Origin of the sequence: Paenibacillus sp. HW567, from assembly GCF_000374185.1 — a bacterium.
Classification (GTDB): Bacteria; Bacillota; Bacilli; order Paenibacillales; family Paenibacillaceae; genus Paenibacillus_AQ.
Genome location: NZ_KB910518.1, coordinates 2074223 through 2096567, shown reverse-complemented (window position 1 = coordinate 2096567; position 22345 = coordinate 2074223). Strand labels below are relative to the sequence as shown.

The 22345-nt window shown below is 48.6% G+C and carries 26 protein-coding genes and 1 tRNA gene; 8 read left to right on the top strand and 19 right to left on the bottom strand.

Annotation, left to right across the window (positions count from 1 at the left end):
• Positions 1 to 75: 75 nt before the first annotated feature.
• The 5 genes from B212_RS0109405 to B212_RS31160 form a co-directional block, all read right to left on the bottom strand.
• Positions 76 to 687: a ribonuclease HII gene (locus tag B212_RS0109405; RefSeq protein ID WP_028530715.1), complete on the bottom strand. Its 612-nt coding sequence runs from the start codon at positions 685 to 687 to the stop codon at positions 76 to 78.
• A 307-nt stretch (positions 688 to 994) separates the two neighbouring features.
• Entirely contained in the window at positions 995 to 1855 is an 861-nt protein-coding gene (gene ylqF / locus B212_RS0109400; RefSeq protein ID WP_019910377.1) for a ribosome biogenesis GTPase YlqF, read from the bottom strand.
• Between the two features lie 29 nt (positions 1856 to 1884).
• Positions 1885 to 2505, bottom strand: a complete 621-nt coding sequence (gene lepB / locus B212_RS0109395; protein ID WP_019910376.1) for a signal peptidase I — start codon at positions 2503 to 2505, stop codon at positions 1885 to 1887.
• Between the two features lie 197 nt (positions 2506 to 2702).
• Positions 2703 to 3047 carry a 50S ribosomal protein L19 gene (gene rplS / locus B212_RS0109390; RefSeq protein ID WP_019910375.1) on the bottom strand — a complete coding sequence of 115 codons (345 nt, stop codon included), beginning with the start codon at positions 3045 to 3047 and terminating at the stop codon, positions 2703 to 2705.
• 148 nt (positions 3048 to 3195) lie between these two features.
• Positions 3196 to 3483, bottom strand: a complete 288-nt coding sequence (locus B212_RS31160; protein WP_019910374.1) for a hypothetical protein — start codon at positions 3481 to 3483, stop codon at positions 3196 to 3198.
• A gap of 238 nt (positions 3484 to 3721) precedes the next feature.
• Here B212_RS31160 and B212_RS0109380 point away from each other — a divergent pair, with 238 nt between their 5' ends.
• Positions 3722 to 4672 carry a hypothetical protein gene (locus tag B212_RS0109380; RefSeq protein ID WP_019910373.1) on the top strand — a complete coding sequence of 317 codons (951 nt, stop codon included), beginning with the start codon at positions 3722 to 3724 and terminating at the stop codon, positions 4670 to 4672.
• Between the two features lie 82 nt (positions 4673 to 4754).
• Here the strand turns inward: B212_RS0109380 and B212_RS0109375 are convergent, their stop codons facing one another.
• Entirely contained in the window at positions 4755 to 5006 is a 252-nt protein-coding gene (locus B212_RS0109375; RefSeq protein ID WP_019910372.1) for a hypothetical protein, read from the bottom strand.
• 231 nt (positions 5007 to 5237) lie between these two features.
• On the opposite strand from B212_RS0109375, the gene B212_RS0109370 reads away from it, so the two are divergent.
• A complete protein-coding gene (locus tag B212_RS0109370; RefSeq protein ID WP_019910371.1) occupies positions 5238 to 5426 on the top strand; it encodes a hypothetical protein in 189 nt (62 codons plus the stop codon).
• 211 nt (positions 5427 to 5637) lie between these two features.
• On the opposite strand, the gene B212_RS35670 is transcribed toward B212_RS0109370, so the two are convergent.
• Both B212_RS35670 and B212_RS0109360 read right to left on the bottom strand, forming a co-directional pair.
• Positions 5638 to 6894 (bottom strand): flagellin N-terminal helical domain-containing protein, encoded by a 1257-nt coding sequence (locus B212_RS35670; protein ID WP_019910370.1) that lies wholly within the window; start codon positions 6892 to 6894, stop codon positions 5638 to 5640.
• A gap of 191 nt (positions 6895 to 7085) precedes the next feature.
• Positions 7086 to 7159 (bottom strand) — tRNA-Pro (locus tag B212_RS0109360).
• A gap of 190 nt (positions 7160 to 7349) precedes the next feature.
• Between B212_RS0109360 and B212_RS0109355 the strand changes: the two genes are divergently transcribed.
• Positions 7350 to 8222 carry a helix-turn-helix domain-containing protein gene (locus B212_RS0109355; protein WP_232231469.1) on the top strand — a complete coding sequence of 291 codons (873 nt, stop codon included), beginning with the start codon at positions 7350 to 7352 and terminating at the stop codon, positions 8220 to 8222.
• Positions 8223 to 8260: 38 nt separating this feature from the next.
• Positions 8261 to 8815 (top strand): DUF5823 family protein, encoded by a 555-nt coding sequence (locus tag B212_RS0109350; RefSeq protein ID WP_019910368.1) that lies wholly within the window; start codon positions 8261 to 8263, stop codon positions 8813 to 8815.
• 589 nt (positions 8816 to 9404) lie between these two features.
• Here the strand turns inward: B212_RS0109350 and trmD are convergent.
• The 8 genes from trmD to B212_RS0109310 all read right to left on the bottom strand — a co-directional run bounded on the left by trmD (position 9405) and on the right by B212_RS0109310 (position 15835).
• Positions 9405 to 10148: a tRNA (guanosine(37)-N1)-methyltransferase TrmD gene (trmD, locus tag B212_RS0109345; protein WP_028530714.1), complete on the bottom strand. Its 744-nt coding sequence runs from the start codon at positions 10146 to 10148 to the stop codon at positions 9405 to 9407.
• Positions 10148 to 10672: a ribosome maturation factor RimM gene (rimM, locus tag B212_RS0109340; protein WP_019910365.1), complete on the bottom strand. Its 525-nt coding sequence runs from the start codon at positions 10670 to 10672 to the stop codon at positions 10148 to 10150. Before rimM ends, trmD begins: the two co-directional genes overlap by 1 nt.
• Positions 10673 to 10783: 111 nt before the next feature.
• The gene (locus B212_RS0109335; RefSeq protein WP_019910364.1) at positions 10784 to 11014 is read right to left on the bottom strand and encodes a KH domain-containing protein; all 231 of its coding nucleotides are present in this window, start codon (positions 11012 to 11014) and stop codon (positions 10784 to 10786) included.
• 22 nt (positions 11015 to 11036) lie between these two features.
• Positions 11037 to 11309 (bottom strand): 30S ribosomal protein S16, encoded by a 273-nt coding sequence (gene rpsP, locus B212_RS0109330; RefSeq protein WP_019910363.1) that lies wholly within the window; start codon positions 11307 to 11309, stop codon positions 11037 to 11039.
• Between the two features lie 357 nt (positions 11310 to 11666).
• Positions 11667 to 13052, bottom strand: a complete 1386-nt coding sequence (ffh, locus tag B212_RS0109325) for a signal recognition particle protein (RefSeq protein ID WP_019910362.1) — start codon at positions 13050 to 13052, stop codon at positions 11667 to 11669.
• 20 nt (positions 13053 to 13072) lie between these two features.
• Positions 13073 to 13429 (bottom strand): YlxM family DNA-binding protein, encoded by a 357-nt coding sequence (gene ylxM, locus B212_RS0109320; protein WP_019910359.1) that lies wholly within the window; start codon positions 13427 to 13429, stop codon positions 13073 to 13075.
• Positions 13430 to 13576: 147 nt separating this feature from the next.
• Positions 13577 to 14224, bottom strand: coding sequence for a PAQR family membrane homeostasis protein TrhA (trhA, locus tag B212_RS0109315; protein ID WP_019910358.1), 648 nt, complete (start codon positions 14222 to 14224; stop codon positions 13577 to 13579).
• Between the two features lie 93 nt (positions 14225 to 14317).
• A complete protein-coding gene (locus B212_RS0109310; RefSeq protein WP_028530713.1) occupies positions 14318 to 15835 on the bottom strand; it encodes a carboxypeptidase M32 in 1518 nt (505 codons plus the stop codon).
• A 383-nt stretch (positions 15836 to 16218) separates the two neighbouring features.
• Between B212_RS0109310 and B212_RS0109300 the strand changes: the two genes are divergently transcribed.
• The 3 genes from B212_RS0109300 to B212_RS0109290 all read left to right on the top strand — a co-directional run bounded on the left by B212_RS0109300 (position 16219) and on the right by B212_RS0109290 (position 17630).
• Entirely contained in the window at positions 16219 to 16785 is a 567-nt protein-coding gene (locus B212_RS0109300; protein WP_019910356.1) for a beta-class carbonic anhydrase, read from the top strand.
• Positions 16786 to 16903: 118 nt separating this feature from the next.
• Positions 16904 to 17341: a hypothetical protein gene (locus B212_RS0109295; RefSeq protein WP_019910355.1), complete on the top strand. Its 438-nt coding sequence runs from the start codon at positions 16904 to 16906 to the stop codon at positions 17339 to 17341.
• Positions 17328 to 17630 (top strand): DUF2653 family protein, encoded by a 303-nt coding sequence (locus B212_RS0109290; protein ID WP_019910354.1) that lies wholly within the window; start codon positions 17328 to 17330, stop codon positions 17628 to 17630. The genes B212_RS0109295 and B212_RS0109290 overlap by 14 nt, the downstream gene beginning before the upstream one ends.
• A gap of 117 nt (positions 17631 to 17747) precedes the next feature.
• Here B212_RS0109290 and B212_RS0109285 read toward each other — a convergent pair whose 3' ends face one another.
• Positions 17748 to 18764 carry a S66 family peptidase gene (locus tag B212_RS0109285; protein ID WP_019910353.1) on the bottom strand — a complete coding sequence of 339 codons (1017 nt, stop codon included), beginning with the start codon at positions 18762 to 18764 and terminating at the stop codon, positions 17748 to 17750.
• A gap of 201 nt (positions 18765 to 18965) precedes the next feature.
• On the opposite strand from B212_RS0109285, the gene B212_RS33115 reads away from it, so the two are divergent.
• Complete coding sequence (locus B212_RS33115) at positions 18966 to 20438, top strand: hypothetical protein (protein ID WP_019910352.1); 1473 nt, start codon at positions 18966 to 18968, stop codon at positions 20436 to 20438.
• Positions 20439 to 20827: 389 nt separating this feature from the next.
• Here the strand turns inward: B212_RS33115 and B212_RS0109270 are convergent, their stop codons facing one another.
• Both B212_RS0109270 and B212_RS0109265 read right to left on the bottom strand, forming a co-directional pair.
• Positions 20828 to 21175 (bottom strand): Asp23/Gls24 family envelope stress response protein, encoded by a 348-nt coding sequence (locus B212_RS0109270; protein ID WP_019910350.1) that lies wholly within the window; start codon positions 21173 to 21175, stop codon positions 20828 to 20830.
• 38 nt (positions 21176 to 21213) lie between these two features.
• A complete protein-coding gene (locus B212_RS0109265; protein WP_019910348.1) occupies positions 21214 to 22320 on the bottom strand; it encodes an AI-2E family transporter in 1107 nt (368 codons plus the stop codon).
• Between the last annotated feature and the right edge of the window lie 25 nt (positions 22321 to 22345).

Genomic DNA, 22345 nt, shown 5'->3' with positions numbered 1-22345 from the left:
TTCCAGTTTCCCTTTCCATTTATATCGGCAATTTTGACCTTTTTATAAGAATCCTTCCGCTCCGCAGATAACAACCTAGAATAAAGTCATCTGCTCCGCCAAAATCTTGCCGATGAAGCTGCGGCGATGCATAGGAGTCGGTCCCAGAGCGAGTATTTGTTCACGGTGAAGCTTGGTAGCATATCCTTTATGTATTTTAATCCCGTAGTCGGGGTATAATTCCTCCCATAAGCCTTCACACAGACGGTCACGTGTCACCTTGGCTACAATCGACGCCGCAGCGATGGACTGGCTGTTCGCATCACCTTTGATGATCGCGAGCTGCGGAAGCGGAAGATCCACTTTCTCGGCATCAATCAGCATGTAATCCGGAGTGTGGGCCAGGCCCTCCACCGCTTTTCTCATCGCCAGACGTGAAGCCTGCTTAATATTAATTTCATCTATAACGGCCGAATCCACATGACCGACACCAACGGCCAGCGCCTGCTCCATAATGATCTCGAACAACGCATCCCGTTTCTTCGCCGTCAGCTTTTTGGAATCGTCCACACCTTCTATAATCAAGCCTTCCGGCAAAATAACTGCCGCTGCCACAACATCGCCGAACAGACAGCCTCTGCCCACCTCGTCAACGCCGGCAATGCGGCGGTAATCCTGCTCCCACCCAGCTTTTTCATAGTACAACATATCCGCAGTACTCACTATATATCCCCCGCCAATTCAAATTTCCCAGCATCCTGTACAAGCCAGCTTATCATAATAAAGGCGGTTGGGTCATCCATCTTTTTGCTCATAATATTTAGCAGAAGCCCTTGAGCTATTTAAGCAGAACTCTGCGCCGTCTTATCTTTTTTTCAATTCAACTGCCTTAGTTCCACTCTGGATGCTTATCTTCCCTTAAGATACTACTAGATCCTTCCACGTTATCTCACAACATCTCAATGCAAAAAGCCACCCAATACCATTGGATGGCTCTTCTATGTTCGATTTACGATTAAGGCGTTTCCAGCGTGAAGCGGCCAAGCTTGCCCGCACGCAGATCATGCAGCAGGAGGCGGGAAGCCTTCTCCAGATCCACCCGTCCGCCGCTGATGAGACAACCGCGTTTGCGGCCTACCGCTTCCATCACCGCAACAATCTCGTCCGGGTTCTCCAAATCCTCGGGCAGCTTCTCAATTCCGAAGCGTTCCTGAAAGCTCGCGCCGTAGTCCTTGACCAGGTACTTGACTGCGAAAAAAGCAATATCCTCAACGTTCAGGATCTCCTCTTTAATCGCACCGGTTACTGCCAGGCGGTAACCTACCTCCTGATCCTCGAATTTCGGCCACAGAATTCCCGGAGTATCCAGAAGCTCCAGATTACCACCTGTCTTGATCCATTGCTGGCCCTTGGTGACACCCGGGCGGTCGCCGGTGGCGGCGATATTTTTACCGGCCATCCGGTTGATAAGCGTCGATTTGCCTACATTGGGAATCCCGACGATCAGCGCCCGGCTAGCCCGCGGATTAATTCCCTTGGCAATTTGCCGGTCGATCTTGTCCTTCAGCAGCAGCTTGACCTGCTCAGGAATTTCCTTGATGCCCGTACCGGTAGCCGCATCAACAGGATGGGCAACATGCCCTTCCGATTTGAAATAAGCCAGCCACTTCCGTGTAGCCTCGGGGTCAGCCAGGTCTGCTTTATTCAGAATAATCAGCCTGGGCTTGTCCCGCAGAATATCATCAATCATCGGATTGCGGCTCGAAAACGGCAGACGGGAATCGAGCAGTTCTATTGCAACATCAATCAGCTTCAGCTTATCCTCGATTTGCCGCCTAGCCTTTGTCATATGACCAGGAAACCATTGAATGGCCATCGCCGTCACCTCCTTTGACTTCCGTCAACTTAATGGTTAATTACTGAAATATCTTTCACTGGCCAGAAAATCAGGTCCGCACGGCCGACAATCTCCCCCAGCGACACGTAGCCAATCATCCGGCTGTCTGTACTGTCCGAACGATTATCCCCCATAACAAACACATGTCCTTCCGGCACTTTGCCGTCTGTGAATTTTTCATTAGGGAAATTCTTATCGTTGTATAGCGCGTTATTCTTGTGGGACTCATCAATCGCGCCTTGAATATACGTCTCGCTCACCGGCTCGCCGTTAACGGTAACGACATCCCCTTCAACCTTAACTGTATCTCCGGCCACACCAATAACACGCTTAATGAAGTCTCTGCCCTCTGAAGGCACATGGAACACAATGACCTCACCGCGCTTTGGAGAGCGGATGTCATACAATATTTCATTCACAATCACCCGTTCACCGGTATGAAAGTTCGGCTGCATCGACGGTCCGTCAACAATAAATGGTTTGAACAAAAGCCAGCGTATCAACACCACTAGAACTAACGCAATGGCTATGGCCTTGATCCATTCCAATACCTCATTTTTGGGCTTACGGGGATTATTGCCTTCAGGCTGGGCAACCTCATCTTGTCCCTGCTGCAAATCCTGCTGCATGGCTCACCGTCCTCTCTATATATGCTACTCTCACTATACAACAAAAAAAGCTCCTGCCAAAAACTCCTCCACGAATACTCCGTCAGGAGGCCTTTTCGGAGAAGCTGATCCTAAGGCGTATATATTCCAGGTCCATTGTATCCTTCAAGGATAAACGAAAGGGGCTTGAACTCAAGCCCCTCTCCTTTGCCGCTATTCTAGCGACGGATTTCTTTAATTCTTGCAGCTTTACCGCGCAGGTCACGAAGATAATAAAGCTTAGCACGACGCACTTTACCACGGCGAGCCACTTCAATTTTCTCGATCTTAGGCGAGTTGATTGGGAAAGTTCTTTCCACACCAACACCGTAAGAAATTTTACGAACTGTAAAAGTCTCACTGATTCCACCGCCGCGACGTTTAATTACAACGCCTTCGAACAACTGGATCCGTTCACGAGTTCCTTCGATAACTTTTACGTGCACCTTCAAAGTGTCACCCGGGCGAAAACTCGGGATGTCTTTACGAAGCTGCTCTTGCGTAATCGCTTGTAGGATATTCATTCAGGACTTCCTCCTTCCGTACAGGTGTTCTTGCCTCTTCCGGAGAGACCTTCGCTCTCCCTCATTATCCGCAGCGGACCACCGTATTCCACACAACAGAAATAATAATATCACAACTGAATAGTAAAGACAACTTATTTCTTAGGAGCTACAGCGGCAGCATATCCCGCTTCTTCGCCTTACTCTGGCAATCTTTGCAGAGTCCTACGACCGTTCCATTATCCTGTGCGTAAAAGATCAGCTTGCCGTTTTTCTTTTTACACGAAGAGCATAGCTGATCTGCTGAGCTGTGCTTGGCTTTCCGGTGCTTATCCATAGAGATCACATTACTTGCGGGTCCCGCCTTGGGGCCTGAGGGCTTGCTCTTCCGGCTGCGGGATATAAAATACAGAACCGCACCAACCAACAACACAGCTAGAACTGCTGTATATGTCATTTGCTCATCCGCTCCTCTGCTTTTTAGTCCAAGTGTGTTTCAACCCGAAACGCGTTCCGTTAAAATGTAAATTCTATTGTTTATTTTATCATACCCCTTCATTAAAATGTAGCTCACGCCTCCCCTGGACTTTAGTCCAGTACAGCAACCCGTCTGCGGCCTGTTCTTCAATTTTTTCCATAATATATAATATTGATTATACATAAGCAGCAAGATTATTTTGGGGAGGGTCTGTAAATTGAAGAAAAATCATAACACCGCTATTATCGCGGCTATTGCCGTTGTCTCTATTGCACTGTTGGCAGGCTGCCGGGAGCTGCCGGGCAAGGAAGCGGCTGACGCTCAACTTGAACAGCGCTTGTCCGGAAAAAGCCATGAAACAATAGCGGAGACAGCGAAGCAGGAGCTCGGACAGATTACTGCAAATGTAGAGCAGGCCGTTCAGAATACTGCCGTCAAAGTAACTCAGGAGATAAATTCGAGGAGCATGAGCAAAGAGCTTACAGCCTCGCTGAAATCCGGATCAGCCTCAGTACTCAGTCTTGACAATCCGATCGGGAACGTGCAGGTGACGTCCGCCAAGGATGATACCGTCACCGTAAAAGCAACGGTTGCCACGCATAACGTGTCCACACATGAGACCAGTCTTGAAATTCTGGATAACGCCGAGGTATCTATCGAGACCAGCGGTGACAAGCTGACCGTCTCCACACACGCAAAGGATAACCCCAATAAGAGTCTCTGGACTTGGGCACAGAAAAAATTCGGTTCCTCAGACATTAGCATTGACTATGAAATTGGAATTCCGGACAGCATCTATGAATATCAGATCATAAATAATATGGGAGCGATTGGGCTGCAAGACCTGAAGGGTACCTTTCATATTGTAAGCAATGTCGGATCAATTCATCTGGAGAATGCCCGGGTTAGCGGCAAATCTGCCATAAAGTCCGACACCGGAAGCATCCGACTCGATATCAACGAAATGGACCCCGGCAGCAGCCTTAACGTCAAGAGTGAAATAGGTAAAATCACCGCTGCTGTCTCCAGCAATCTGAAATGCACCGTAGAGGCATCAAGCCAGCTTGGCCGAATTACAGGCACCTCAAAAGGAAAAAAGGATTTTAACGGAGGAGGCCCCCTACTGTCACTCTCTACACAAATTGGTTCCATCGCCGTACAGAATTAACAGTATGGAGCATACAAAACCCTATATCAAAAAACGGACCACCCCAAAAGCTGAGGATGGTCCGCTTTTTATATCCTTACCCTCAAATAAGCGCTATTGCCAGCAGAGTGAATAAACTCAGTGTCAAAATTTCACTGCCATAGCCGTAAAACCCGCCATAATAATTACCATAAGGATTATATCCCGAGGTTGTCACCCTACCGTTGCCCTTCGTTTTCAAATAAACATTGTTTCTATCCACATCTACAATAACCCCTTCATGACGCTTGCCATCATTGGTCAGGATACGCACTCTTTTATTTTTGCATTGCAGACAATTATAATAAGCTTCCACCAGCGAACCCTCCTTATTCGAATTGCTGTATTTTATGCGGAAGGGGATAAGCCGGCAACGGCGAAAGCCACTATAATAAATAACTATGACAAAAACACTTGTGAAGCAAAGAACTTGTGAACATTGTGTATCATTTTCGGCGAAAAGGGGTTATTATTAATATAACAGACACAATTAAAAGCGCTTACGATGTGCTTTGAATTCCAATATTATTTTAAGGAGGCAGGAAGCATGAGTACAGCAAGCAGAAGATTCATTAATGAAGGGGTGCTGCGCATCGCCTGGTTTGTCATTCTCGCCTCGCTCACCTATACGGTGCGCAACTACACATGGGCAGTTGTATTGCTTGCATTTGTTTCCCTTTACGCGCTCGGTTCAGGAATCGTAATGCTGATCCGCGACCGCCGAGGCAGAGCCTAGAGCCAGCTAAATGGATTATCCTTTAAAAACACTTCTAGCGGACAGCTCCGCTTAGAAGTGTTTTTTTGTAAAATGCCCTTCTTAATCGGATTAACAGGATTTGAACCTGCGACCTCACCCACCCCAAGGGATGCTTGTAGAATTCCACTTTAACTTAGAGACCCTACAGGCCTTCTTCGAGGGAATCAATTAGAGCCTGCCTGGAGGTAAGCTACTTCAACAATTGTAATATTGCTTGAGGCTGGGTATTTGTTTGTAAAAGCATTGCTTGTCCAGCTTGCGTAAAAATCTGATTTTTCATAAGTTCCATCATCTCTTTAGCCATATCGACATCTCGGATCCTCGACTCTGCTGCTGTAAGATTCTCTGCATAAGTTACTACATTGTTCCGGCTGTGTTCTAATCGGTTTTGATAAGCACCCATTCGCGCTCTTTCTGCAGAGACTTTATCAATTGCAGCAGAAATTGAGCTTAATGATGATTCTGCATTAGGAATAGTTGAAACATCTATGCTTGATATACCAATTGCCGATGTGGTTACATTTGGCAACTTAATATTTAGTGTCTCACCAGAATTTGCACCTATTTGAAGCGTTAATCCCTTTTGCTCCTTTTGCTCCTCTGGCTCCTTGGAAATTGAAGAAAAATTAAATTTAAGTGTATCTCCTCCATTCGCCCCACCAATATCCATTATATTAATGAAATCATTTTCGTTTATGAATTCTGTAAATTTATATTTGTAGCTACCTCCTATATACCCCTGATAAAACAAGTTAGGGCTGCCTCCACTTAATAAAAAGCCATCACCAGTATCACACACTATTGATAACTCATCATTATTAATTGAAAGTGTAAACTTGCTTGATACTCTTTTGGAATCGGAATCTCCTACTTGACCGTTTTTAGCTTCATTAAACACTGTTAAGAGATTATTCAAAATCTCTGAGACACTAGTTCCTACAGGTGAGGAAATAGTGATTAGTTTATTGTTTGGTGGATTATTAACTGAAACAACAGAACCTGTTTTTTCAGTTTTTTCCGTTTTTTCATTGTTTCCATTTAATAGTTTTATCCCGTTAAACCCGGTGTTTCCAGCAATTTCATCAATTTCTTCTATTAATTGTTCAACTTCACTTTGTATGTTTAGCCGATCACTGCCACTATATGTACCGTTTGAAGCTTGAACTGCCAACTCATTCATACGTTGAAGCATGGAATGTATTTCTTGCATAGCTCCATCAGCCACTTGAATCAATGAGATACCGTCTTGAATATTTCTAGACGCTTGATTTAATCCCCTTATTTGTCCTCTCATTTTTTCAGATATAGCTAATCCTGCCGCATCATCTGAAGCTCCGTTAATTCTCAGTCCTGAGGATAATTTCCCCAAACTTTTGGATACTGCTAAGTCCTTTTGTTTGAGTTTATTCATTGTATTAAGTGCAGTTAAATTATGCGATATAATCATTCTATGTCTCCTTAATTTCATCACAGGAAGATATACCCATAATATTAACAGCAACAACTCATATAATCTATACTTTCAGGAAAAAAGTGGGTTATGAAACAAAAAAGACCGCTTCTTTCAGGATAAGAAATCCCTCAGGCGTGGTCTTATTTGAAAAACTGTTTCTGTCATACGTCCTGATCTTTTCGTAATCGGAGTAACAGGATTTGAACCTGCGACCTCACCCACCCCAAGGGTGCGCGCTACCAGGCTGCGCTATACCCCGACAATGATGTACAGCCGCGCTTTGTTCAATATATGTCTCCAGACCGGGAATAGTACAGGAGCCAAAGTGATATTTTACCTACATTTTATATATACCGCAGATTAGTATTAGATTCAAGTAAAAATTGGATAGCAAGAATTATCAAAATTCAGTTGCACACGTGAGGTATGCTTATTTCAGAGCACAGGAGGTGACTAGGCTGTATTACAAGATGATTCACGACAGCATTGAATTCATTGAGCACCATTTGGATGAGGAACTGAATCTGGACAGAATTGCGAAAGAGGCTGGATTCTCCAAATTTCATTACCACCGGATCTTTCAGAAATATGTCGGCAAAAGCGTGGCTGAATTCATCCGTTCCCGCAGGTTGAGCTCCGCTGCCCATCTGCTTCTCTACTCCGATGAACGCATTCTGGATATCGCACTGCATTACGGCTTTGAAAGTCAGGAAGCTTTTACAAGAGCATTTAAAGGACTTTATGCCCTGCCTCCAGCTCAGTACAGAGCACAAATGAAATTATTGATCCAAGAAAGAGAGGAATTTACTATGTCCGAAATTAAAGGCTGGATGATTACCGGGTCCGCACCCACCAAGTACAAGGCAGCACTGGATATGCAGGTGTATCACAAAGGAAGAAACTCAGTATCGCTTGAATGTATAGAAACTCAGTACCTCGACGTCAATGATTTTTGCACTTTAATGCAGCAGATTAGCGCCACAAATTATCTGGGGAAACGAATCCGTTTTGCCGGCTTTGTCCGGACCGAAGAAGTCAGCGGCTGGTGCGGTCTATGGATGCGTATTGATGACAAGCAACAGAACATGCTGGGTTTTGACAACATGCAGTACAGAAGTATTAAAGGAACGACTGACTGGAATTACTACGCCTGTGTGCTGGATATCCCGCCAGAAGCCAACTGTCTGAACATCGGCATTATCCTCACGGGGCCCGGAAAGGCTTGGCTGGATGACTGCACCTTTGAAGAAGTTGGAATGGATGTTCCGGTCACCGATATCGACCTCCCTAAGGAGCCGCAGAATCTGAAGTTTGAAGAGTAAATCTTGATATCTGAAGGAGCGCTTTAAGGGGGGATCTATTGTTTTCATTACTAATCGAAATCGCTAAGACAACCATACAGTCCTTGACAGATTTGCTGTCCGGGAATCTGCCAGAATACTTTTACCTCTGGTGCGGACTATTTATGATATTTGTGTTGATCTACGCCTATCTTGAGGTGCGGCCGAAGTTTACTTTTGTGGATTATGCGAAAAACTTCTTACTTGAAGGGGGCTCGCATCTTGTGGGCTGGATCATCGGCATTCTGGTTGCACAATTATTCAGACAGATCATCGAGGGAGGAATCGCTCCACATGATAACCTTAGCTACTATAAGGTTGGTTTGCTGCTGTTGATTGCGTATGATTCCGCTGTTATATTTTCGCTTTTTGCCGCTAAAGTAAGAATCGAACGAAAACCTGCTGAAACAGGCACTTGTATTGTCGGCTTGGGTACAGCCTATGTGTTATTCTTGCTGTGTAAAGATTCTCTGCTTCAAGGCGTCACAGTATCACAGCCATATATTATTACATTGTCCATTCTCAGCGGTGCTTTTGCGCTGCTGTACAAAATAGCCATGAGAGCAGGCAGTTAAGCCAGGCTCAAAAATTTCCATCTCTTAACCTTTAAAATAGTATGGTTTTTTCGTATAGGCTGTGCTATACTCTTGGCACAAGGAAAGGAGGTGCGTTCACATCAAGCATGACATGTTGAACGTATCCCTTACCCGGACCAACGGCTGATATTAGCTTTGGTGGCGCGGGATACGGATCACGTTTTAAATTAGCGCCTCGGGTAGAGAGACCGTCTTCGGACGGTCTTTTTTCATGGGCACACTTGGTTATATGATTTCCGGTTCTTATAAAAATCAATAATATCACTTACGGTGCGGAGCGGCTCCGCTTCCTTATGGCCAGTGTCCACGTCTGGCTTGAATTCTTCGTGCGGCTTCGTAGTCACAAATGTTCATTCCTTTCGATAGTGAGAAGCTAGCGGCTATTGCTGCAGTATAAATTTTCTCCCTCCTCTAATTACCCCAAATACAGGCTGATTACGCACACTTGCTCGTATTTTTTTATCAAATAGATTAATTAGCACACAGCAAAAAACGCCTCCTCGACGTAGTATACGTTAAAGAGACGCAAATAATTCCATCTATTGGTAAATTTCCGCAAACTAACTTCTTACACCAGCTTCAGCCGCGCAAGCGTTGCTTTATCCTTGTCTGACAGATCAGCAGTGTCCAGCAAATCCGGCCGGCGTTCCAGGGTTCGCTGCAGCGCTTGTTCACGCCGCCACACCTCAATATTGGCATGATGACCGCTCAGCAGAATATCCGGGACCTTCCAGCCGCGGAATTCCGCCGGACGTGTATAGTGGGGATACTCCAGCAGCCCGGTGCTGAACGAGTCGGTAACCGCAGAGTTTTCGTTGCCCAGCGCTCCGGGCTGCAACCGCACCACGGAATCAATGACAGTGAGCGCAGGCAGCTCTCCGCCCGTCAAGACATAATCCCCGACTGACAGCTCATCTGTGACCAAATGCTCTCTAATCCGTTCGTCATAACCTTCATAGTGCCCGCAGATAAAAATCAGGTGCTGCTCCTGGGCCAGCTCCTCGGCTATACGCTGATTATAGGGCCGTCCCTGCGGACACATCAGAATGATTCGCGGCTTCACCTGCTCTACGTTCCCCGATTCGGCGAGTACATGCTCCACTGCGGCAAAAATAGGATCTGGCTTGAGCACCATCCCTCCGCCTCCGCCATAGGGCGTATCATCCACACTGTTATGCTTGTTCCCCGAGAAGTCACGGAAGTTGACAGCGCTCAGAGAAACGATCCCTTTTTCACGGGCTTTGCCAAGAATGCTTGTACTGAACACACCCTCGCACATTTCGGGAAAAAGCGTCAGCATGTCAATCCGCATCATGGCAGCAGCCCTTCCATCAGGTGAACTGTAATTTTTTTAGCCTTAATATCCACGTTAAGCACAACGTCATTGATGACCGGAATCAGAATATCTGCTCCTTTAGCGGGCTTCACCACCCAGACGTCGTTAGCTCCGGGCTGCAGGATCTCCTTGATCATGCCGAGCGGCTGGCTGGCATTTTCGTCAGTGTACACCTCACAACCGACGATCTGGTGGAAGTAATACTCATTCTCCAGCAGCTCTACCAGGTCATCGCTTGGAACCTTCAGCATGCTGCCTTTATATTGCTCAATCTGATTAATATTGGTGTATCCTTTAAGCTTGACGATATACACTCCTTTATGCTCCCGGGCGGACTCCACTGTAACCTCAAACTTCGGGCTTCCGTCAGCGGGAACCACAAGCAGCTTTTTGCCAGGAGCAAAACGGACCTCCGGGAAATCAGTTGAGGATAATATTTTGATCTCTCCGCGGATTCCGTGTGTATTGATCAACTTGCCTACATTCAGTTCTTCCGTCATTTAACCCTCTCCTTTACCTGCCCTGCGCGTAATGAACAGCTTCCTTAGCTATATATTTGAACAAAAAGGAGCCGGGATATACTATCCCTAGCCCCTCATTGAACGCATTCTTTAAGATAAAATATCCACGGTAACGCGTTTATCGCTCTTGACTGCTGCAGATGTAACTACAGTACGAAGCGCTTTGGCGATCCGCCCCTGCTTGCCGATGACTTTGCCGACATCATCTGGATGTACAGAAAGCTCATATACAATCAGGTGATCCTTCTCCACGGTCCGTACGGTCACATCCTCTGGGTGATCCACTAAAGCCTTAGCAATAACTCCAACTAATTCTTCCATAGAGGACCCTCGCAATCAGTCATTATTTCTGTTGCTTCAGCTCATGGAACTTCTTCATCACGCCTGCTTTGGAAAGCAGATTGCGCACGGTGTCAGATGCTTGCGCACCTGTTTGAAGCCATTTAAGAGCTTTTTCCTCGTCAATCTTAACTACTGCCGGCACTTCAATCGGATTATAATAACCGATTTCCTCGATAAAACGACCGTCACGAGGGGACCGGGAATCGGAAACCACTACACGATAGAAAGGCGCTTTATGTGCACCCATTCTTTTCAGACGAATACGTACTGCCACGAAATTTCACCTCCTTATAAGAATATCGAAATATTGGGAAGAGTTTGGGTAAACCTTTTTTCGATCCCTCCCAAACCCTCCCTTCCAAGGGAGGGCCCCAAGGGCTCTGCCCTCTGGACACCCGTCTAAGTGCAATTAGCGTAGGCATTCAGACTGGCGGGACTTGGGATAGCTTAGGAGTAAGATCGCTTGCCGTCCCTGCGGGACACGCTTAACTGCGGCGTGACCTAGAGATGGAGGAAAGATTTAAAGACTAAGATCAAAAGATTAAGGTCAAAATCGTTTGATCATTTGATGTTGTACTATGAATGATCTTTGCGAAAAGATTAATATCAAAAGCAAGAGCAGAGACCGAGATCAGCGGAAAGGGAACTTCATTCCTTTGCCGGCAAGGCCTTTAAGCTGCTTCATAGCATTTTTCTTGCCGCCTTTGCCTCCGCCGCCCATCATGCCGGAGAACTGCTTCATCATCTTGCGCATTTCATCGAACTGCTTGATGAGGCGGTTGACCTCGGCGACGTTGGTTCCGCTGCCGGCGGCAATACGCTTGCGGCGGTTGTGGTTGATGATCTCAGGTTGGGCTTTCTCGGCCTTGGTCATGGAATGAACAATGGCTTCAACGCGGCCCATCTGCTTGTCATCGACCTTGAGGTCCTTCATGCCCTTGGCTTTGTTCATGCCAGGCAGCATGTCGAGAATCTGGTCGATCGGACCAAGCTTCTTCACCTGATCCATCTGTTCCAGGAAATCATCGAACGTAAATTCCGCGTTGCGCATCTTACGTTCCATTTCCTTGGCTTTTTCCGTATCAATATTGGCCTGGGCCTTCTCGATCAGCGACAGCATGTCGCCCATTCCGAGAATCCGGGAGGCCATACGCTCCGGATGGAAAGGCTCCAGCGCGTCGATCTTCTCGCCCAGTGCGGCGAATTTGATGGGGCAGCCAGTTACAGCCTTGACAGACAACGCGGCACCACCGCGAGTGTCGCCATCCAGCTTAGTCAGCACAACGCCGGTAAGCTCAAGCTGTTTATTGAAGCTGTCGGCGACGTTGACGGCATCCTGACCGGTCATTGCATCTACGACAAGCAACACTTCGTCTGGATTTACAACGGTGTGGATCTGCTTCAGCTCTTCCATCAGCTCTTCATCAATATGCAAGCGGCCTGCGGTATCAATAATCACATAATCCAGGTTGTTGTCCTTCGCATGCTGCAGAGCTTGTCTGGCAATTTCCACCGGACTCGTCTGATCACCCAGCGCAAAGACAGGAACCTTGATCTGTTCGCCCAGTATTTGCAACTGCTTGATCGCAGCCGGACGGTAAATATCGGCCGCTACGAGCAGCGGGCGGTGATTTCCTTTTTGCAGCAGCTTCGCAAGCTTCCCTGAAGTGGTCGTCTTACCGGCCCCTTGCAGACCAGCCATCATAATCACGGTCGGCGGCTTGTTCGACTTCGCCAGCTTCGCCTGACTTCCCCCCATCAGCTCGGTCAGTTCCTTGTTAACGATGTCGATGATTACCATGCCGGGAGTAAAGCTCTCCATTACTTCCTTGCCAATGGATTTCTCCTTCACCTTGGACACAAAGTCCTTGACGACCTTGAAGTTAACATCGGCTTCCAGAAGGGCCAGCCGCACTTCGCGCATGGCTTCATTTACATCATCTTCAGATACTTTCCCTTTGCCACGCAGCTTGCTGAACACATTCTGCAATCTTCCGGTTAACCCTTCAAACGCCATATGCAGCTTCTCCCTTCATGCTACTCTAACCTCTGCAAACGATCCACAATTTCTGTGAACCGCAGTTTATATTGCTCAGGCAGCATCCCATTCTCCGGCAGTCTGCGCAGTTCATCTAAGTATTTGTTGCGGCTCTCATGCTTCTTAAGCAAGCCGAGCTTCTCTTCGTAATTCTCCAGTACCTGCTCCGCACGTTTGACATGCTCATACACGGCCTGACGGCTGATTTCAAACTCAGCAGCGATTTCTCCCAGGGAGAAGTCATCGTGGAAATAATATTTAAGGAACGTCTGCTGCTTGTCAGTGAGCAGGCGTTCATAGAAAGCAAATAACAGGTTGATCCGGTTGGTTTTCTCGAGCCTATTCTCCTGACTCATTAAGGGCACTCCCTTCGTCAAGGAAAAACACTTTACAGCTTCACAACGTCCCTTATGATACCTAAAACAAAGAAAGATGTCAAGCTTTTTTGCTTGTCATCTTTTTCTTTGTTAATCAGAGCAAAATTCTCCGGTACAGAGCACGATTTAGTGTATCGGCAGCACGTACAGCAGCACTGCAAAAAAATGAACGATACTGCCGCCAAGCACGAACAAATGCCAGATTGCATGATGGTAAGGAAAGCCCCGCCACACATAAAAAATCGTTCCCAGTGTATACAGCAGCCCGCCGGCAAGCAGCAGCGTCATGCCCCCAGCCGCCATCACCGCCGAGAGCGGATTCCAGGCGATGACAATCAGCCAGCCCATGGCAATGTAGAAAAGGGTGGACATGAACAGGAACCTCTTGACGAAGAAGGCTTTGAAGAAAACGCCAAACACCGCTATTCCCCAAACGATACCGAAGAGGGTCCAGCCCAGGGTTCCCCGTATCACCACGAGCAGAAATGGAGTATATGTGCCGGCAATGAACAAATAGATCGAGGAGTGGTCCATGAATTCAAAAAAGTCCTTGGCCCTTCCTTCTCTAAGACTATGCACCAATGTTGAATTAATATACAGCAGCAGCATGGTAGCACCGTAAACGGAGAAGCTGACCACATGCCAGGCGGTGCCGCTCTGCGCAGCGTAGACTACCAGCAGCACAAGCGCCGCTAGGCTTAGCAGTGCTCCAATTCCATGCGTAATCGCATTAGCGACCTCTTCCTTGCGGCTGTATGTGTGTGTATTTGCCATCCCACAATCCTTTCCATCGAGCGCTTTTCTTCTATTATATCCCCTTCAGTGAAGTCCTTCCACTTTACAGCAGGCTGCGGGCCAATGAATTTGTTACAGTTTATAGAGCTCTTTATATTTTGCTTCCAGATAATCGGCCAGATAATCAGGGTTCAGCGGCTCACCGGTCACCTGCTCGATAATCTGTGAAGGCGTAAGACTCATTCCGTGGCGGTAGATTTTGTCTGTGAGCCATTCTTTGATCGGCAGCAGATTCCCGGCGGCAATCAGGTCCTCGAACTCCGGCAGCTCTTTACGCAGCGTATTCAGAATTTGTGCGGCATACATATTACCCAGCGAGTAGGAGGCAAAATAACCGAAATCCCCACCTGACCAGTGAACATCCTGCAGCACGCCAAGCGCATTGGTTGGAGGCGTGATTCCCAGGTATTCCTGATACTTGGCATTCCACACCTTAGGGAGATCCTTAACCTCCAGCCCTTCATTAAAGATCAGCTTCTCAATCTCATACCGGACAATAATATGCAGATTGTAGGTCAGTTCGTCCGCTTCAATGCGGATGAAGGAGTTCCCTACACTATTGATTGCACGATAGAAATCCTCGACCTCCACACCGGCAAGCTGCTCAGGAAAATGCTGCTGCAGATCGCCGTAATAACGCTCCCAGAAGGACCGGCTGCGGCCGATCATATTTTCCCATAATCTGGACTGGGATTCATGTATGCCCATAGAAGCGCCTTGAGCAAGCATGGTGCCAACGAGATCTTTGCTGATATTCTGCTCATACAGGGCATGTCCGCCTTCATGAAGCGAGCTGAAAATAGCGCTCGGGACGTTATCCAGCAAATAATTCGTCGTGATGCGCACATCCCCCGGATTCAGCCCGGTAGCGAACGGATGCACACTCTCATCCAAACGGCCTGCCTCGAAGTCAAAGCCCATTTGCTTCAGAATGAACAAGCCGAACTTCTCCTGCTGCTCCTTGGCAAAAATCTGGTCCAGAAACTTCGTATCCGGTTTGTGGGATGACGCAGAAATAGCTTCCACAAGCGGTACCAGGCGGCTGCGCAGGCGGCCAAAGATTTCGTCCAGCTTTTCCACCGTTAAATCAGGCTCGTACATATCCAGAAGCGTATCATAACGTGAGTCTTTGACCCCCCAGTAATTGATAAACTCCTGTTTAAACGCAACAATTTTGCTTAAGAAAGGTTCGAAAGTGGCAAAATCATCGGCTTCCTTCACTTCCTCCCAGATGGTCTGCGCATGTGCGGTGAGGACGGAATATTCCTCGAAGCTTTTGGCGGGGATGCTTTGGCTGCGCTCATATTCCTTGCGGCGGTCCTTGACGATTTTAGTCTGGATCTCGCTCAATTGGCCCTTAATTTCAGGACGGCTGAAATATTCGGTGAATGCTCCCATTTCCGGTGAAGTCTCCAGTCTGAAGATCTCCCCGCTGACCAGCCCGATTGTGTTCGAGCGAATCTCCACTCCCTTACGCGGCGCCCCTGTGCGCAGATCCCAATGGAGAAGCGACATCGCTTCTATGTACCCGCAAATTTTGGATAATAGCTCTTGAAATTTCTCCCATTCTTGCTTGACTGCCTGTTCCATTCTCCAAACACCCGCTTTCTCTGTTTTTACCAGCTCCTCTTGATGATACTTTTTTAAATATATATAATCAACATCAGAGCGCATATCTCTAATTTGAAATACTTTAAGCGCCGCATCAGGCGATCACAAATGTAAAGGAGCGTGAGCAATCCATGAAGATTCAGGCTACATCCGTAGCCGAAAACAACCTGAGAGCAAGTCTTAACAATAAACCGGGAATGTTCAAGCTCGGGTAACACGTTAAAGCGTAAAATATCTTTTCAAGCGAAGCTGTGTCTTAAGCTGTATAATGTATAGCAAACTAAGCCGGACCGCTTGCAAGATGGCATGGAGTATTTTCAAGAAAACTAAGTACACATTACTTTTTGGGAGGCAGCATGGTCATGAGTCAAATCACGGATATTTTGGAGTTTAATAAGAACTTTGTAGAAAAAAAAGAATACGAAGCCTATCTGACCAGCCGTTTTCCTGATAAAAAAATGCTGATCATCACCTGTATGGATACGCGTCTTGTGGAGCTTTTGCCCAAGGCCATGAATTTCAAGAACGGCGATGTCAAAATCATCAAAAATGCCGGAGCAGTCATTTCACAGCCCTTCGGCAGCGTTATGCGCAGCGTCATGGTCGCTTTATATGAGCTTGATGCGGACGAGGTCATTGTCGTGGGCCACTACGAATGCGGGATGGCCTCGCTAAATGCGGATAGAATGATCAACTCAATTAAAAAACGCGGTGTCTCCGAAGAGGTGCTGTCCACGCTCGAGAATTCAGGAATTAAGCTGACGAAATGGCTGCGCGGGTTCGATAATGTGGAAGAAGGGGTTATTCAGACTGTGGAGCTGATTAAGCGCCATCCCCTGCTCCCTCCTAACATCCCTGTTCACGGTATGATCATTGATCCGGCAACCGGAGCGCTTGAGCTTGTATCGGATGGGTATGGTAAGAATTAATAAATGTGATATTTAAAAATTGAAACCTTCTTAAAGGTGCTGCGTGTTACCGGGCAGATACACAAAATCTCTTGTGAAGCAGATGCTCACAACACCTTTAGGAGGGTACTTGTACTCGATGAAACCAATGAAACGCGTAATGATGATTCTTATGGCCTTTACCCTGTTCTTTGCCGTAACTGTTCCTGACTTTGCAGATGCGCGCCGTGGAGGCGGCGGCTTCAAATCCGGAACGCGGGGATTTACCACGACGCCGAAGAAATCAACCACAGATAATGTAAAGCAAAGCGATAGCACCAAAGGAACGGCGGCCGGTACAGCAGCCAAGACGAACCGTGGATTCTTCAGCGGCGGCGGCTTAATGAAAGGCCTGATGATCGGCGGAATCGCCGGCCTCCTCTTCGGCGGTATGTTCGCCGGCATGGGCGCCTTCGGGAACATTCTCGGATTCGCCATCAACATGCTCGCCATCTATCTCGTGGTGATGATGATCATGTCCTTCTTCCGCCGCAGACAGGAACGGCGCAGACTTGAAGAACGGGATGGCCGTTATTAATATGCCGGCAACCGTTCTCAGCATGGATGAAATTATTAACGCGGTCTGCCTGCATGTGGCTGAGCGGAAGGCGGTTCGTGTCGAAGAGGTTCAGGTAGAGCTTAGCTGGGAGGAAGACACCGGCTATACCGCAGAGGTGTGGGTCCAAGGCCGCAGCCAGTATCTGGTTGAGTCCAATATGGTCGAAGCAATCCTCCGCTATCTGCTCAGTGAATACGGTATCCGGGCTTACCGGGAGGACGTAAGGCTGGAGCTGGATGAAGAGATCACTGCGGTAGTGAATGCGTAACAGTATGATGTAGAGCCTATTATTCCCCGTCTACAGGCAGGAAGGGCTTCTAAAGTGTAGATCAGCTTTGTTAAAAGGGACAGCCGCTCGTCGGCTGTCCCTTTTGTATCGTGTCTGCTACTCGTAGAAATATTGTGTTATGGTTCCTGCTCCATCAGCTACCGTAACCTCAGCGTATGCCCCGTTGATTAGCGTCATTTGCGGCGGAACATGACCGAAATCCAGATCATACACAATAGGCAGCCCCAACTCTTCGGACAGCTCTTGGTATACATCTTCAATAAAATAGTTCTCCATAGAAACGTTGCTGCCGCTTCTGCCGAACAAGATACCGGAGCAATTCTCGAACCAGCCGGCCAGCTTCATCTGCACTAAAGACCGGCGTAAATCAGCCGTATCCAGATTGCAATTTTCCAAATACCATAAGACCGGCTCATTATGAATCAGCTTTTCGCGGAAATGCCGCACATCACCGAAAGGCGTGCCGATGATATGCCGGATGATCTCTACACAGCCACCCAGCAGACGGCCTTTCAGGGTCACATCACCACCGGATACCGGCTTCCAGACAGTAGGCGTATGTAAATGAAACAATGTCGGCGAAGGCTCAGCGCCCTCCACTTCTGCATGATACTTCTTAGAAGAATGCTGGACGACAGAACCTCCCGTCTCCGTGGACATCACCGTCTGCCACATCGCTGTCGTGTCATCGGTAACTTTTCCCCGCAAATCCCCAAGACTTGGTCCATGTGCCGTCGCGATCCCCGTTCTCAATGTAATCACAAGCAGCAGCAGGCTAATATCCGAAAAACCCAAAATCCATTTGTCCTTTACCTGCTCAAAATCAATAAACTCCAGCATTTCAATCAGCAGTTCTCCGCCCCAGGGAGGGATAATAAGGTCGATGGCATCGTCAGACATCATCCGGTTAAACTCCATGCCGCGCTCTTGCCCGGATGAGGATTTGGCTTTGTCATGCTTGAACACCGTATCTCCGCAAACGACCTGATATCCTCTCTCCGTCATCCGGCTGCAGGCCTCATCGAAATCCTCCCGGGATTGCGGACTTACGCCATACGAGGAAGCAGTCACACCTATTGTTGCCCCGCTTCTAAGCATTGGATATGTAATCATCTTGTACCTCCTGAACATTGTTAGCGTTACCTCAATAGTGTATCACGCTTTTGAATCTTTGGGCTCCCAAAGAGTATTAAGGTCTTATAGATATCGCCGCATTCATCAATCTTTCAGGAAAAGCTGGTATATTCTCTCAGAGCCTTTGCTCTGCAAATGGAAGTGAATGATCATAACACACGTTCAGGAGGTTTAGGAAAAATGTTCAAAGCAAGAAAACGCCTCTTCACAGGTCTGCTACTGGCCGGGCTGCTGCTGACCTCATGCGGTTCAAAAGCGGACGAAACGACCGTTCCGGTTGCCAGTCCGGATGCCCCCGGCACCGATGTGACAGTCCAGAGCTTCATCGGTAAAATCAGCAGCATCAACGGAAATGAGATTACGCTCTATAAGGCAGGCAGCGGAGTTCAGGAATCAGCGGTTGCCGTGCCGGAGACAAGTGCAGGAAACAATTCGGCGGAAGCGGCTGGATCAGAGGCCGGACAAGCTTCCGGCAGTGAAACCACCGGAGGACAGAACCCCGGTGCCAAAGAAACTGGGGATACGGCGGGAAATGCACCGGATTCTGCTCCCCAGTTTACCGCTGAGACGGTAACGATCACAGTTGATGACAACACGGATTTTGTCCAGTTGACCGGTGCAAGCAAATCTGCGGACCAAAAAAGTGCAAACGTCAAGGATACGCTAGCTGATCTGAAAGCAGGCGATGTGATCAAGGTTACGCTGAATCCGGATTCACTGACGGCGGCCATTATTGAAGTGCAGGCCGCGTTAGCAACAGGCGGCGGCAAAGTGGTGACGGAGCCCAGCCCCGTCGCCAGCCCTTCTCCGCCGCCAAGCGCCAGCGCGGACGGCAAGGCACTGCCGAGCGCAGGCGTGGACAGCAAGCCGCAGCAGAGTCCCGGAGCCGCGCCAGGCGGCAAGGATGGACAAGCGCCGACTGGCGGCAAAGGCGGAACGCCGCCAAGCGGCGCGCCGGGCGTTGCACCCGGCGGCAGACCCGGCGCGGGCGCTAAGCCCGCTGCTTCCGCGGGTGCCAGCGCCAAGCCCGCTGCTTCCGCGGGCGACAGCGCTAAGCCCGCTGCTTCCGCGGGCGACAGCGCCAAGCCCGCTGCTTCCGCGGGTGCCAGCGCCAAGCCCGCTGCTTCGGCGGGCGCCAGCGCCAAGCCCGCTGCTTCCGCGGGCGCCAGCGCCAAGCCCGCTGCTTCCGCGGGTGCCAGCGCCAAGCCCGCTGCTTCCGCGGGCGGCAGCGCTAAGCCCGCTGCGCTAAGCTTCGGCAAAATCAAGAGTATCAGCGGCAACGCGATTACTCTTTATACCGCCGAAGCACCTGCCGCTCCTCCGCAGAATGGAGCGGCAACTGCCGGAGCAGCCGAAGGCGCGGCTCCACCCGGCAAGTCCAGCGCCCCTGCGGGAGCCGCTGGAGGCGAACAGCCGACGAATCTGCCGCAGGGAGGCGGGCAGATGAGCTTCTCGGAGACTACGAAGGTGATCACAGTCACTTCCAGTACTAAGCTGCTGAGCGTCACTTTTGACAATGGGACACGCAGTGAAGCCACCCTTGCCCTGTCTGCACTAAAAGCCGGTGACATTATTCAGTACACGCTTAAGGCGGGAACTAGCGAGGCAGAGAGCATCACGCTCAGCAGCGGCGGCCCCGGCGGTGGACAATAATACAGGCCGTCTATTGAACAGACATACCTGAATACACGGCAGGACATCAACACACAAAAAGACATGACCCGAGAATCGGCAGTGCTGCCGCGTACACGGGTCATGTCTTTTTGGGGATAGCCACATTTAGCTTAAGGAGATGGGCAGCAGCTCGAACAGCACAAGCGGCAGGATAACGTTGCTGCCCACCATTCCCGGATGGAAGCCCGGGTCCCCGAAGATAGGGATTATAGAAACCACGGACCATTCCTGCATTTGCTGCAACGTTCAGATATAGATGCATGTTATCCAACATGGCAAATTGCGCCTACATGCATTTGATCGTCAAAGGTCTGTACCTTTCACTTCTATGCGAACGCCCAGAATAGAGTGCCTTTATAACATCATAATTACGGCAGCGCCAGCTTCTCCACCCGGATGTTTATGACGGTCAAGGACAAGCCCAGCATATTCTCAACAGTGCTGCGCACGTTGTGCTGGAGACTGCTGCAAACCTCATGAATCCGGCACCCGTAATTGACAATAATCTGCAGATTAATGGCAACGTCCGCCTCGGTAACTTCCACAGATAAGCCTTTTGAACTGACTTTGCCACCGAGCCACTTGGCCAGATTTCCGGTAACAGAGCTGCCCGACATTCCGGCAATCCCCGGAGTCTCCTTCACGACATATCCAATGATGGCAGACACTACATGATCTGAAATATGAATAAGCCCTTTTGACAAATTCCGTTCCATTCTTATTCCTCCTCAACTTATGGTAAGTCCAGCCAAGCTCATTCAGCATCCGCAGCAGCCGATTGCGGCTCGTCTGTGTTGCGCTGCCGGATAAAGAGCTGATATAGCTTCACAACAATGATTTTAAGAATCATATAGACCGGAATAATCAGCAAAATACCAATAATTCCGCCAAAGTCACCGCCAGCCAGTACCAGAATAATCGTCGTTAGCGGATGAATATCAAGGCTTTTGCCAAAAATGTAGGGAGCCACCAGGTTGTCCTGAATCTGCTGCGCAACAAGAACAACGATAATCGACCAAATCGCCGTCGAAGGTGACTCGATCAGCCCGATAATGAATATGGGTATGGTGGACACGATTGCTCCGATAAACGGAATAAAGTTCAGCACCACAGCCATCAGTGTCAGCAGGAGCGCGTAGGGCAGGCCAATCAGCAGAAAGCCAACAAACATTAACACACCCAGCGCCAAATTCACCAGTACTCTGCCCACGATAAAACCGCTTAGCGCACTGTCGATATCATTCATGACCGCTGCGCCTTCCCGGTGATAACGTCTCGGAAAGAAGCTCACAATCCTCGCTCCGAACTTCCCGCCTTCTTTAAGCATGTAGAACAGCAGAATCGGAAAGGTGAACAGCACAACCGCGAAATTGGATACAAAAGAGAACAGCTCCGACACATAATTCGACATCAGCGAGAAGCCCTTGTTCAAATAATCCATCAGTTGGCTGGCCGGATTCATATCGGCCGGAATCAGGGAGGACAGCAGCTCGCTGTTCTCCAGCTTGGTTAGCTGCTCACCCACCGCGTTGAACAGATTTGGCATATTGTTGATCAAATTCACCAGTTGGCTCTGCAGCGAAGGCCATACGCCTATGCTGAACGCCAGCAGCAGAACAGCAATGACCAAATAGACAAGCAGAATGGCAGCCGTTCGGTTCAGCTTGCGTTTTACCAGAAGGTCAATCAGCGGACGCAGCAGGTAATAGAAGAACACAGCCAGCATTAACGGCACGATCACCACGCTGAACAAGGATAGAATGGGCCTAAAAAGAAAATCTACACGCGAGCCGACAAAGATAATCGCCAGCACCAGCAGTACAGCGATACAAATACGGATAAACACATTTAACTTAGCCAAAGCTCTACCCCCCCGTTTCTGATTT

Excerpts from the sequence above, each read along its gene's own strand:
- B212_RS0109405 (WP_028530715.1), bottom strand. The coding sequence starts at position 687 with ATGTTGTACTATGAAAAAGCTGGGTGGGAGCAGGATTACCGCCGCATT.
- ylqF (WP_019910377.1), bottom strand. The coding sequence starts at position 1,855 with ATGGCCATTCAATGGTTTCCTGGTCATATGACAAAGGCTAGGCGGCAA.
- lepB (WP_019910376.1), bottom strand. The coding sequence starts at position 2,505 with ATGCAGCAGGATTTGCAGCAGGGACAAGATGAGGTTGCCCAGCCTGAA.
- rplS (WP_019910375.1), bottom strand. The coding sequence starts at position 3,047 with ATGAATATCCTACAAGCGATTACGCAAGAGCAGCTTCGTAAAGACATC.
- B212_RS31160 (WP_019910374.1), bottom strand. The coding sequence starts at position 3,483 with ATGACATATACAGCAGTTCTAGCTGTGTTGTTGGTTGGTGCGGTTCTG.
- B212_RS0109370 (WP_019910371.1), top strand. The coding sequence starts at position 5,238 with ATGAGTACAGCAAGCAGAAGATTCATTAATGAAGGGGTGCTGCGCATC.
- B212_RS35670 (WP_019910370.1), bottom strand. The coding sequence starts at position 6,894 with ATGATTATATCGCATAATTTAACTGCACTTAATACAATGAATAAACTC.
- trmD (WP_028530714.1), bottom strand. The coding sequence starts at position 10,148 with ATGCGGATTGACATGCTGACGCTTTTTCCCGAAATGTGCGAGGGTGTG.
- rimM (WP_019910365.1), bottom strand. The coding sequence starts at position 10,672 with ATGACGGAAGAACTGAATGTAGGCAAGTTGATCAATACACACGGAATC.
- B212_RS0109335 (WP_019910364.1), bottom strand. The coding sequence starts at position 11,014 with ATGGAAGAATTAGTTGGAGTTATTGCTAAGGCTTTAGTGGATCACCCA.
- ffh (WP_019910362.1), bottom strand. The coding sequence starts at position 13,052 with ATGGCGTTTGAAGGGTTAACCGGAAGATTGCAGAATGTGTTCAGCAAG.
- ylxM (WP_019910359.1), bottom strand. The coding sequence starts at position 13,429 with ATGAGTCAGGAGAATAGGCTCGAGAAAACCAACCGGATCAACCTGTTA.
- trhA (WP_019910358.1), bottom strand. The coding sequence starts at position 14,224 with ATGGCAAATACACACACATACAGCCGCAAGGAAGAGGTCGCTAATGCG.
- B212_RS0109310 (WP_028530713.1), bottom strand. The coding sequence starts at position 15,835 with ATGGAACAGGCAGTCAAGCAAGAATGGGAGAAATTTCAAGAGCTATTA.
- B212_RS0109300 (WP_019910356.1), top strand. The coding sequence starts at position 16,219 with ATGAGTCAAATCACGGATATTTTGGAGTTTAATAAGAACTTTGTAGAA.
- B212_RS0109295 (WP_019910355.1), top strand. The coding sequence starts at position 16,904 with ATGAAACCAATGAAACGCGTAATGATGATTCTTATGGCCTTTACCCTG.
- B212_RS0109290 (WP_019910354.1), top strand. The coding sequence starts at position 17,328 with ATGGCCGTTATTAATATGCCGGCAACCGTTCTCAGCATGGATGAAATT.
- B212_RS0109285 (WP_019910353.1), bottom strand. The coding sequence starts at position 18,764 with ATGATTACATATCCAATGCTTAGAAGCGGGGCAACAATAGGTGTGACT.
- B212_RS33115 (WP_019910352.1), top strand. The coding sequence starts at position 18,966 with ATGTTCAAAGCAAGAAAACGCCTCTTCACAGGTCTGCTACTGGCCGGG.
- B212_RS0109270 (WP_019910350.1), bottom strand. The coding sequence starts at position 21,175 with ATGGAACGGAATTTGTCAAAAGGGCTTATTCATATTTCAGATCATGTA.